The 11,066-nt window shown below is 42.0% G+C and carries 10 protein-coding genes and 1 riboswitch; of the genes, 2 read left to right on the top strand and 8 right to left on the bottom strand.

Features of this window, described 5'->3' with window-relative positions; genetic code table 11:
- Positions 1-327 (top strand): hypothetical protein (locus tag LZG71_RS29565; protein ID WP_233826765.1); only part of this gene is annotated, 327 nt, incomplete at its 5' end.
- Positions 328-734: 407 nt separating this feature from the next.
- Here the strand turns inward: LZG71_RS29565 and LZG71_RS29560 are convergent.
- From LZG71_RS29560 to LZG71_RS29530, 7 genes are all read right to left on the bottom strand, one after another.
- Positions 735-992, bottom strand: coding sequence for a hypothetical protein (locus LZG71_RS29560; protein ID WP_233826763.1), 258 nt, complete (start codon positions 990-992; stop codon positions 735-737).
- Between the two features lie 123 nt (positions 993-1,115).
- Positions 1,116-1,715 carry an RNA polymerase sigma factor gene (locus LZG71_RS29555; RefSeq protein ID WP_233826761.1) on the bottom strand — a complete coding sequence of 200 codons (600 nt, stop codon included), beginning with the start codon at positions 1,713-1,715 and terminating at the stop codon, positions 1,116-1,118.
- Positions 1,716-2,412: 697 nt separating this feature from the next.
- Complete coding sequence (locus tag LZG71_RS29550; protein WP_233826759.1) at positions 2,413-3,081, bottom strand: hypothetical protein; 669 nt, start codon at positions 3,079-3,081, stop codon at positions 2,413-2,415.
- A gap of 46 nt (positions 3,082-3,127) precedes the next feature.
- Positions 3,128-3,580, bottom strand: coding sequence for a (2Fe-2S)-binding protein (locus tag LZG71_RS29545; RefSeq protein ID WP_233826757.1), 453 nt, complete (start codon positions 3,578-3,580; stop codon positions 3,128-3,130).
- Positions 3,581-3,622: 42 nt separating this feature from the next.
- Positions 3,623-5,779 (bottom strand): xanthine dehydrogenase family protein molybdopterin-binding subunit, encoded by a 2,157-nt coding sequence (locus LZG71_RS29540; protein ID WP_233826755.1) that lies wholly within the window; start codon positions 5,777-5,779, stop codon positions 3,623-3,625.
- 506 nt (positions 5,780-6,285) lie between these two features.
- Positions 6,286-7,269 (bottom strand): type II toxin-antitoxin system HipA family toxin, encoded by a 984-nt coding sequence (locus LZG71_RS29535; protein WP_233826753.1) that lies wholly within the window; start codon positions 7,267-7,269, stop codon positions 6,286-6,288.
- Between the two features lie 4 nt (positions 7,270-7,273).
- Positions 7,274-7,570 (bottom strand): helix-turn-helix domain-containing protein, encoded by a 297-nt coding sequence (locus tag LZG71_RS29530; protein ID WP_233826751.1) that lies wholly within the window; start codon positions 7,568-7,570, stop codon positions 7,274-7,276.
- Between the two features lie 1,131 nt (positions 7,571-8,701).
- Positions 8,702-8,796: riboswitch (SAM-I-IV-variant riboswitch) on the top strand.
- Between the two features lie 59 nt (positions 8,797-8,855).
- Between LZG71_RS29530 and LZG71_RS29525 the strand changes: the two genes are divergently transcribed.
- Positions 8,856-9,131 (top strand): hypothetical protein, encoded by a 276-nt coding sequence (locus LZG71_RS29525; protein ID WP_233826750.1) that lies wholly within the window; start codon positions 8,856-8,858, stop codon positions 9,129-9,131.
- A gap of 465 nt (positions 9,132-9,596) precedes the next feature.
- On the opposite strand, the gene LZG71_RS29520 is transcribed toward LZG71_RS29525, so the two are convergent.
- The gene (locus tag LZG71_RS29520) at positions 9,597-11,048 is read right to left on the bottom strand and encodes a RagB/SusD family nutrient uptake outer membrane protein (protein ID WP_233826748.1); all 1,452 of its coding nucleotides are present in this window, start codon (positions 11,046-11,048) and stop codon (positions 9,597-9,599) included.
- Positions 11,049-11,066: the final 18 nt, after the last annotated feature.

Here is an 11,066-nt window from a genome sequence, read left to right as displayed (position 1 = left end):
CATTGGAGATCGGTCAGTCTAGTAAACTGTTTAATCAATGCTTTAATGTTTCGTCACTGCAAAGATGGTACGATCTCCATTCTTCGCAATTCCCAAACACCTTCTAAGGATATAATCAAAAACCTGTTGTTTGCCAGCTATAATGGAAAGATTACCATGCGAAGAAAGATATACAATAGGGATACCAAGCTGTTTTACCTGTTCAAAAACACGGTCATCATTTATACAAACCAGTTCGATATCAGCAAAAATAATATCAGGTACATTTTCTACTATCTCCTTGTAAGCGGTTTCAGAATTTATAAAAGGTTCAACTTGGCTAAATAATTAGTTAGACTTTCAATTTTCTCTTTTAATAGAATTGCAGATGCAAACTTATTGTCAATTATATACGCTGTTGCCATTGCTACATATTTTTAATATGTTCATACAGGTGCATCCTTTCAATAGTATCTTTGTTATACTAAGTTTATAGATAATTATAATACTGAATGCCTGTTCATAAATATTGTTGACGATTATTATTCCATGTCATAGATTGTTCCGTACTCCTGGATAATAGCTACTTATGGAACAAATACGTTTCCAGCTACGAAAAATATTTAACCGGATTTGATTACTGATTGATCCCGAACCCGGCTTTCCGTTTAGACACTGCCCTCTTGAAGTAGAGCATAGTAACAAACCCAAAACTAGTTTCCACCAACAGCTACCAAAACCAACGGGGGTATTGATTATTGGTGGCTGGTTATCTGAGATTTAATTTTATCTATTTTATGATTTATCACATCACTGGTCAAGCCATCCCGGTAGCCCCCATTAAATGCGGCGACTACGATGACTGCTTCAGCATATATTGTATACTTCTGGTCATTAATAGCTTTCCACTCGTACCAAAATTTTTCAGAAGAAGCATCAGGACTTAACACAAATTTCCTAAATAATGGATCTGTAGCCAACACCTCAATATCAAAGAAATTGTAATCCTGCATTTGCATTAGCTTTGTAATCCCTTCGCACTGGAATGGCCAGTGCTAACTATACTGTTCTCAAATGGCAAGGCTTATACCCAAAAAATATCATTTTATTTTTTAGTCTTCTGATATCCAATTCAATCAGTTCAATATAATCATTTTAAATCTCCAGTGAAATATATTCAGAAAGAAAAAAGAAAGAAAATTCCAACTGCGCTTCATATCTTTTATTGTCCGGTGAAGAAGATTTGCGGCACTTTGTTTGGTAATACCCATAATCTGCGAGATATCTTCATATTCCAAGTTCTGATAAAATCTAAGGTAGAGAATCTCCTGCTGTCGTTTGGAAAGTTGATTAATTACCTGGTTAAGTTGTTGAACCTGTTGCAGCTGATGCTCATTTTGGATTAAAGTAAATTCAATTGAAGGTTCGCTGATCGTCTCAAAAGCTAACTCTCCCGCCTGTCTTAACTTTTTTAAACGGATCAATTCTTTCACCACTTTGTTACGTAATGCCCGTAACAGATAAGTTTTGACAAACTCCGTTTCAGAGACTGAATCTTTTTTTTCCCAAAGTTCAAGATATAACTGCTGAATACAATCATGAACCAGATCGGGGTCGCTGGTCAGTCTGAGACCGTAATTGAATAATGGTCTGTAATGGAGCTGGGCAATTTTTCCAAAAGCCTCACTATTCCCTGCCCTGAATTGGTTCCAGAGAGCCTGACTATTCGCGACCATACTGGAGGGACTGGATAAATTACTCAAATAATAATAGTTAGAATGTTAATAAAAAACTTTAAACTTGAAGAGTGTTTATGGATATAAGAAAAATCCGGTCTTAGAATGGATGTTTCGTTATGAGCATTGATTTTATAGAATAATTAACATACAATTTTGATTCTTGTCGCTGCGGTGTGCCTATCCTTGACAATGCCTGTTTGGCAGACCACAGTAAACAATCTTGAAAGGAAAGACATCTTCATATGCGCTTGATGAATAAGAGTAATGGCTACGATAACTCTTCAAATTTTCACAAAGCGGCACCATCTTTAACAGATGCGGTAGTAGTTAATGATCAGAATTAGTAATAAAAGGTTCTATCTCCCCCCTTAAGTCCCGATCCATCAGATGAAAACAGATTATCAGTAATATACCAGATGCCATCAAGAAGTTTCCCCCAAAAAGTGCCCAAGAAAAATGATAAACACCGAACTGAGCAAAGTGACAATAACTACGATCACCAGCCTAATTTTATTTATATTCTATTTTCCGAACCATTTCCTGCTTTGCCGAGGATATAGCTTATCTTTTTTTAATCCATAAAAATGGCAATAACTATCAGTGTTGATTAAATAATTTTAGGTGTTATATGTTGATCCATGTGGTTGTATAACTTACAACAATAAACGTCACTTCGAAGTAAGATGTTTTAATACTATTTGTCAGGTATGGCTGCCCCCTTCTCAATCCATTCCTTTACCGTAGCTACAAACTCTTCGTGGCTCATGGGTAAGGTTGCCCGACCGTCAATAGGAACGAAACTGTTTAATACGAGCGATTCTGTCTCTACATGTTCAATCATATCTTCCATTTTTTTGAACCCTGTAAAATCATTGTCGAGGAAATGCTGCGCCAATTGTTTAGGACTTTTTCCTTCAAAGGCCATTTTGCGATTCATTGGCGGCATCTGCCAGTGCGGATTTCCGGGAGGCATGAAATTGCCTTTCAGGTTTGTATCCTGATGGCAGTTTTTACATTTCAATGCCAATACACCCTTTCCTTCCGGACCGCGTTGAACGCCTTGCAGGTGCAAGTGGCTGTCATCACCCTGCAATGGGATGTCTCCTTTGGGATGGCAGTTCATACATCTTGGATGCATAAAAACTGTATACGCCTTTAGAAAAGCCGCTTTACTTTCTGCTAAACGACTATCCGATGTTTCTATTGAGCCAGGTGCCTGAGCGACCTTAATAACAGATGTCATCTTCCTGCTACTGCCGTGGTTATTCTCATAATGTGGCCTGACGACCGCCGTTAAAAATACGATAGTCCCCAATGCCAGTGCACCAAGCATAAGTCGGTCTTTAATTGTTGGCAAAATCATAATAGTATCTGTTAAAGCTGATGAATCGTGTGTCTTACCGAACAGTTTACTTTCCGGCGGCAGCGGTATGAATCGCAGCCCGGATACGTTGATACGTTCCACAACGGCATATATTCCCAGTCATGCTATCGTCAATATTTTTGTCAGTTGGATTAGGTATTTCCTTTAAGAGTACATAAGCTGACATGATTTGGCCACTTTGACAATAACCGCATTGAGGTACTTCCTCTTCAATCCAGGCTTTTTGTAAACGATGCCCTATTTCGTCATCCAAACCTTCAATGGTTACGATATTTTTGCCTCTTGCTCTTGACAATGGTGTTATGCACGAACGAACTGCTTCACCATCCAGATGAACCGTACATGCTCCACATTGGGCGACCCCACATCCAAACTTGGTTCCTGTCAATCCAAGATTTTCACGCAGTGCCCATAATAGTGGCATATCCTCGGGGGCATCCACTTCCTGAGTCTTGCCATTTACTTGTAATGATATCATTTTAGTGCTGATGTGAATGTTGAAAAATATTTCTGAATCAAACTAAGCTTTTCTTACATCAGCAGGGAACGGAAGCTTACGTATCCGTTTTTTAGTCAATGTAAATAATGCATTAGCAACAGCTGGTGCCGTGCAGGGAACGCCTGGCTCACCAACACCGCCCATTTTTTCTGGACTTTCGATAATAGTTACATCTACGGGCGGCGCGTCGTCCATACGCACCATTTTGTAATCATAAAAATTGTTCTGCTGCACCCGCCCATCTTTAAATGTAAGCTTGCCATACAATGCAGATGTTAATCCAAATATTACACTACCTTCCATTTGCGCACGCACTTTATCAGGGTTTATCACAGGGCCGCAATCTATTGCCAGCCACACTTTATGAACTTTCGGTTTACCATCCGGTGATATTGACACTTCTGCTACCTGAGCTGTAAAACTCTCAAAACTTGCATGTACAGCTATTCCTCTTGCGTGGCCTGCCGGCAGAGGCTTACCCCATCCCGATTTTTTCGCGACAGCATCCAGCACGCCCAACAATCGTGGTTCCTTTTTCATCATGGCTTTCCTGAAAAGATATGGGTCTTTTCCTGCTGCAAAGGCAAGCTCATCCATAAAACACTCCTTTACATATGCATTGTAGGAATGACCCACCGAGCGCATCCATAATGTCGGCACCAGGTCTTTACCTTGATGCCACTCCACCTGTATATTAGGAATGTCATAGTGCAATTCTGATGCACCTTCTACGGAGACGGAATCAACGCCATTTTTGACAGCCATTTTCTCCATGGGTGAACCTATCATAAAAGACTGACAAACAACGCGATGATGCCAGCTTACAGGATTGTTAGCTGCACCGATGCTGCCTTTTATCTGATGCAGCGAGACAGTCCGGTAATATCCTCCTTTGAGATCATCCTCCCTGCTCCACATCACCTTTACCGGCGCACCTACTGCCCTGGACGTTTGAACAGCTTCCGCTGCAATGTGGCCGTCAAATACAGACCGGCGACCAAATGCTCCTCCTAACAATTGGGTATGTACTTTGATCTGCTCAGGTTTCATCCCCAGAATTTGCGCTGCGGTCATTTGCTCAAAAGTCTGCGCCTGCGTACCGATATAAATGTCACAGCCATCTTTACGGACATCTGCCGTGGCATTAAGAGGCTCCATCTGGGCATGGTTCAGATAGGGAAATTCATACAAAACTGCTATTGTTTTTGCAGCGCCATGCACCTTGGAGACATCTCCTTCTTTGGTAGCTACTAAGCCAGGCGTTTTAGACATTGCCAGGTATTGCTCTCTTTGCTTCTGGGTATTAAGTAGAGGACCTAAATCCCAATCGACTTCGAGTACTTCCCGTCCCTTGCGTGCGGCCCAGTAACCTGTTGCAACAACCGCAATACCCCTGTCAATCTGCACAACGTGTTTCACACCTGGTACAGATTTGCTTTTGTCTGCGTTAAAGCTCTTAACCTTACTCCCAAAAACAGGTGGTCTTTCAACAACAGCCACCAGCATTCCGGGTATACTAACATCCATGCCAAATTTACCTGAACCATTCACTTTTTCTAAGGCTTCAACACGTTTGACCGACTTGCCGATGTACTTAAAATCTTTGGGGTCCTTTAATACTAATTCAGAGTCGTTTTTTGGTTGTATACCTTGCATTTTGGTAACAAGCTCTCCATACGCCAGCTTTTTACCACTGGAATGAACTACATATCCATTATCTGTACGACAGCTGACAATTTCCACTCCCCAGACTTTTGTCGCTGCCTGCAAAAGCATATCCCTTGCAGATGCTCCAACCTTGCGCAGCCTGTCCCATTCTCCATATGATGATGCACTCCCACCTGTAAGCTGCATTCCGAACGCGGGACAAGAGTATAGGGTTGCGTCGGCTGGGGCAGGCTCAACCGTAATTTTACTCCAATCAGCGTCCATTTCTTCGGCTATAAGCTGTGTCATGGCCGTGTAAGTTCCTTGTCCCATTTCGGAATGATTGCAAAGAATTTTCACTGAATTGTCTTCCGAGATACTGATGAATGCATTGGGAGCAAACCTTGCGGCTACATTCGTTTTACCTCGCGCAATGGCAGGTAGCGGCAACTGAAAACTAAGAATGAATGCACTGGCCAGTGAACCCGTCTTAATAAATTCACGCCTGTTGAGGTCATTTGATTTAGCCATAACTATGTTTGTTGAATTTGACTTCAAGTTTGCTTTTTTTACAATCTTGGAAAGTTTGGTAAAATGATCCTCTCTACCGGTTCATCTGGCCGGCTAGGAGATAAAAGATGCGAGAAAATCAACCATATTTTTGTCGCAGCAAATTCTATATAATCCTATAATCAGCCACATCCGCCCTCCGAATTAGCAATTTATATTCTATATCCAAAACATTATTTTCAGTCACAAAAGTATGTCATACTGTAAAATACAGAGGGGGGATAAATGCTTTTCCATAGGGTGTTTTTGATTTTTTATGGAGTTTGGTGCTCCATTTGGCAATTTTTAATGATGCTGTTTGTGAACCTCATCTTATGCCATAAGGACTTACAGCCTCCTTGATTGAAGTAATCCAAAATATGTAATTTATACCAATATGTGGAGAATTAGGATGACTTGACCACCAGATTCCGTGGCAGATTGACCACCAACCCATTCTTTTATTTCATGAGTTACACAACTATCAGTCAGTCATTTATACTGGTCAATTTAATCCGAAATGACATGATCTTAATTCCCGAATTAAGGTGGTCAACGGCTCCGTATTCTCCACTAAGATCTTCGTCTACACTACTTCCGGAAAATTGTATAAATTCAACGATATCCAGATACGACGGCGCATCGTCCCGGATCAGTTCTTCATTTTTTCCAGTCATTGTCATGGCGGAGGCAAAGTGGATTCGTGCCTGCCTGTCACGGTCAAAACGTTTAGTAAAAAAAGTATGGTACTTGCCGGCTATATGCTCCAATTTACTTTCAGCCATCTCTATACCTGCATTAACCGCCAGCTTGTAAGCGAGATATTCCCATGCAGCTTTGTCGGTGCTGTCATTTTTTGAAGGAAATTTGGCAATCCACGGCTGTCCAAATTCATCAAGAATGTTCGCCTTAGGCCGTGCACCTCCCAAAGAAGATCCCGGAGCCATCAGCATATCCAGCCACTTTCTGACTTCTGCAGTGTCTTCGTTGGATTCAATCAGCGATGCTCCGTGTTGTAATTCACGTATAGTGGCCCAAGGCGGAGTGGGCGATACAGGATCGTTATCAAGAAAAGGTCCTTGTGGATCAAGTTTAAAGCGCAAAGCTCCCATGCGGCTTTCATCATGAACGCCCAGTAGAAAATCAATGTCATACAATGTCTTTGATGAAGTGCCTTTTTCTTTCGCCTGAATAGACGCTCTTCTTTTCATCAGGGTACGTCCCCAGGTATCTGGCATTGAGTCCAGAAATACACCAAAATTTTCTTTCTGATTTGGATATTGAGCACCGCCAAACCAGGCAATGTCCGGATCCAAAAGCAATTGCTCATTGGAATTGATCCAATCAGGGTCGTATGTAAAACTAAAAGATTTCCTTCCTTTCGCCTGCTGGGCAGCCAGTATACCGATGCATTTTGGACCAGATATTCCTACCCAGTCAGCATAAACCCAAATGTCTGTCTTATCTGCCATACTATTATGATTTGCCGATCAATTCCAAATCTTGCAATTTTCTTCCAAAAGTATCGTCAGCGGCTAGTTTCAAAAAATCATCCTGCAAGCCCAGTACTCTTAACACATTGAAATACGCCCCCAGTGATACACTTGGATTACCCTTTTCTATATGATATAATGTAGTTCGGTTAATACCAGCTCTTTCAGCGACCTGTATGGTGGTTAGCTTACGTCTCTTCCGCGCCAGTTTAATATTCTCCCCCAACTGTCCAAGGACTTTTGCAAATCTGGGAAGTAGGATCTGTTTTCTATTGTTCATAAATGTTGTTTATAATCAACAATAATAATTTAAATGTTGATTATAAACAACATTTTCAGGGATTGTTTAACATTCACTAACCTCTGCACTAGTGTTAAATGTCTTTTCGACCAAGGAAAAATCATTTTTAACATTTAAAAGATACCAGCTACAATCATAACTGATATCAATTGTTTATGCTATCAGCTTAACTATTTTTCCTAAATCTTCTAAAAAATGGTTCGATATCTGTTGCGAAAGGGGTACAAAGCCGGACTTTTGTGAGAAAACATGTTATGGCTGGTATCCAACCTCAGATTGGAGCACTTGGGAGCTGAGCGATTAGAATTTTTCTCAAATGCGGATCTGTTTGACAAAATTGCCCAATCGTGCAGTAACCAGATGTTAGGAGGGAGAATTCGGATGATTTGCCCACTAGATTCCATGGGTCAAGCCATTCAAATTCTTCAGTACAGCTCCTTATTACCTTCGATTAGCGGGTGGTTCTGTTCAACTAGGCAATTCTAACCGAGTTTTAACCACGAAATGTTTGCTTAAATACATATGACAGAGTTCATCTGGATCTTCTTTTAAGGTCTCAAATTGTATAAGGCGCTTGCTCATGCGGCGATTAACAATCCTATTCGCAGCACACAATACGGCGAATATTTTATAATGCGGTAAAAAATTGCGGCATTAATCCGGCTAATATTTTAGTCTGAAATCAATCGTATCTTTTTTGATCGGGAACCCTCAGCACTTGATATCCGCTGTAATCAATTGTAAATTCTATAATTCCGGCTTCCCCACTCCCATACCCGATAAATACCTGGCTATCAGGTCATGTTTTTCTGTCAACAACCATGAAAGAGAATTACGACTCATGCTTTTGTTTTGGTGACTCTGTCAAGGCAGTGCCTGTTCTTTTACCAGCATCACTTCTGACAGTTCGCATGACTTTTTAGCAAAGTTAGTTAAGCAGTATAATCAGAATTGCTGGCAATAAACCGGCATATTTTGCACAATCTTGCTTGTCCCACAGCCATGTTACTGCCTTGTCATCTAAGTCATGCTGGTTGGGAAACACAAAATGATTCGTTGCCTATGATATGTTTTCACTTTTTGAAAATCCCCCGTTATCCATTACCTTCGCAACAGTATTTCGAATCGTCACGCACGATACCAACCGGGTGCAGTCACCACGGTGGTCCAATAATACGGGCTCACAGCCAACAAAAACGTATCAATCGCCTGCTCGCTACGGAATACAAATCATTTAATATTCAAACCATTAAACCGTATTTGTATGTCAACGCTTAATCCGTTACAAGTCCAGTTCCTGGAAAGATTTCAAAGTTCTTCTGATCATGAGGTGATTGCTGAACTCAACAGCGAAGCCCGATGCAAAGGCTGGACCAGCGCCCGAGCCACTTATTTGTGGGCGCTGAAAGAAGAAATCATCAAACGAGGATGGGATTTTTCTGCCATCGGCAACGTGGAGAATAATTGGTATCTGCGTTATGAAGTGAAGCTGACCGGCACTAAAATTGAAATTGTACGGGACCTGTTTTCACAACGTTAAGGCAAGAAAAAAGAGCGCGCGTTGCACCCGCGGCCTTCAGTAACAAATAGCGAAATCGGTTGAAACGGAATGATACGATATACTCCGGGAAATGAACATTTGCCCTTTAAACGTATAAGGAAAATATGACCAGGGCAGACTTGGCATCAAAGATCATCGATCAAACAGGCGTTAGCCAAGAGAATGCGGTGAAGTGACCGGTAACTACTATATAGCCATCTCTGTCAGAACGAGAAAATCTTTAATTCCGTGGCTTGGGAGATGTTATCACCAAACAAAAGAGCGGTAAAGACGACCGGAAATGTATCCACCAGTCCAGGTATAGTGTTGCCCGCTCATGTTTCATCCTGTTTCAAAGCCGGGGAAAGGTTCACATCTTGCCCAAGTCTGGGCGGCTGTAATCAAACAAGAAGAGGATGCCCCTTTCAAATGGAGACATCCTCTAAAATTCAAAAAACCTTAAAGTCAATAACCAGGGTTCTGTTTGATCTTATCCTTATTGATATCAATCTGACTTTGCGGAATCGGGAAAACAAGATTGTTGGCTGTCAGATCAGCCACCAGTCTGATCTGCTCCTTTTTGCTATTCAAAACTGAAATTGCACGATCTGTACGAACCAGGTCAAACCAGCGGTGTCCCTCAAATGCAAGTTCAACCCGTCTTTCATGTTCCATCGCCAGGCGAAATGCCTGTTGTGATGGGATATCCACAGCAGTCTTTTTTGCCAGGCCAGCTCTGGTGCGCACCATATTCAGATAATTCAATGCTTCTCCTTCGGCCTGGTAACCCACTTCATTGACTGCCTCAGCATACATCAGCAGCACGTCAGCGTAACGTATGAGCGGAATGTTGTTTCCGTTGTCGTTTTTAGCAACCGGAACGTCGTAGTACTTTTTAATGAATTTGTCAGGAATCACCTGCCCCGCTGCGTTGACGTAGGATGTGGCCAGAGAGGCGTCTTTACGCAGATCGCCCGGCTCGTAGGCAGCGATCATATCAGCAGTTGGCTGATTGTTGCCGTCACCGCCAAAAGCGATTACAGCATTACCGGAATTCTGAGGCGCAAATGCATTAGGCCAAGGATTACCCAATCCTGCACCACCGGATTTATACTGAACCTCGAAGACCGTTTCTTTGCTATTTTTATTAGCTACCCGAAATACATCCGCATAAGAAGGCAACAATGCGTAAACACCCAGGTCAATCACTTCTTTCAATTTACCAGCGGCGGCTCCGAATTTCTTCTGAGTCAGATACACCTTCCCCAGGTAGGCTTTTGCTGCACCCTTTGTTGCCCGTCCCAAATCTGCCGCCGGATAAGAAACAGGTAAAACAGCCTCGGCTTCGGCAAGATCCTTTTCAATCTGGGCATAAACCTCGGCCTGCGGACTCCGGCCAAAACTGTAACCTTCGTCAGGATTTGTAACGGGTTTCAGTATCAGAGGCACATCACCATAGGTCCTTACGAGGGTAAAATAAATCACGGCACGCAGAAATTTAGTCTCGGCGATATACCTGGTTTTGAGCGCTTCATCCATGGTCACGCCACCGATTTTATCCAGAATGGTATTGTACCGTGCGATGATACTGTACCCTTCATTCCAGCGGGCAGAGATAAACGGGTTGGTTGTCTTGATGTAAAACCTGTCGAATTCGTCCTGATCGGTAACAGAGCCGGATGCTACGGCAACGGTATTGTCAGATGTAATTTCTCCAAATACGTAACTGTTAGCAGTAATGCCGCCAGACCGCAATCCGGCATACCCTCCGTTTAAAGCATTTTTAAAATCATCCGGAGTTCGGTAAAAATTATCGCTGGTAGCCGTTGAAATTGGCTTTAAATCCAAAAACTCGTCACTGCATGAGCTGAGCATCACAGTGGCCAAGACAACTATATATGTTTTTAGAATTTTCATTTTCTGGAAGTTTTAAAC

It is taken from the genome of Dyadobacter sp. CY312 (assembly GCF_021390535.1).
In the GTDB taxonomy this organism is placed as follows: Bacteria; Bacteroidota; Bacteroidia; order Cytophagales; family Spirosomataceae; genus Dyadobacter.
This window is presented reverse-complemented; position numbering and strand designations above follow the sequence as displayed.

Coding starts and splice junctions, on each gene's coding strand:
- LZG71_RS29560 (WP_233826763.1), bottom strand. CDS start 992: ATGCAGGATTACAATTTCTTTGATATTGAGGTGTTGGCTACAGATCCA.
- LZG71_RS29555 (WP_233826761.1), bottom strand. CDS start 1,715: ATGGTCGCGAATAGTCAGGCTCTCTGGAACCAATTCAGGGCAGGGAAT.
- LZG71_RS29550 (WP_233826759.1), bottom strand. CDS start 3,081: ATGATTTTGCCAACAATTAAAGACCGACTTATGCTTGGTGCACTGGCA.
- LZG71_RS29545 (WP_233826757.1), bottom strand. CDS start 3,580: ATGATATCATTACAAGTAAATGGCAAGACTCAGGAAGTGGATGCCCCC.
- LZG71_RS29540 (WP_233826755.1), bottom strand. CDS start 5,779: ATGGCTAAATCAAATGACCTCAACAGGCGTGAATTTATTAAGACGGGT.
- LZG71_RS29535 (WP_233826753.1), bottom strand. CDS start 7,269: ATGGCAGATAAGACAGACATTTGGGTTTATGCTGACTGGGTAGGAATA.
- LZG71_RS29530 (WP_233826751.1), bottom strand. CDS start 7,570: ATGAACAATAGAAAACAGATCCTACTTCCCAGATTTGCAAAAGTCCTT.
- LZG71_RS29525 (WP_233826750.1), top strand. CDS start 8,856: ATGTCAACGCTTAATCCGTTACAAGTCCAGTTCCTGGAAAGATTTCAA.
- LZG71_RS29520 (WP_233826748.1), bottom strand. CDS start 11,048: ATGAAAATTCTAAAAACATATATAGTTGTCTTGGCCACTGTGATGCTC.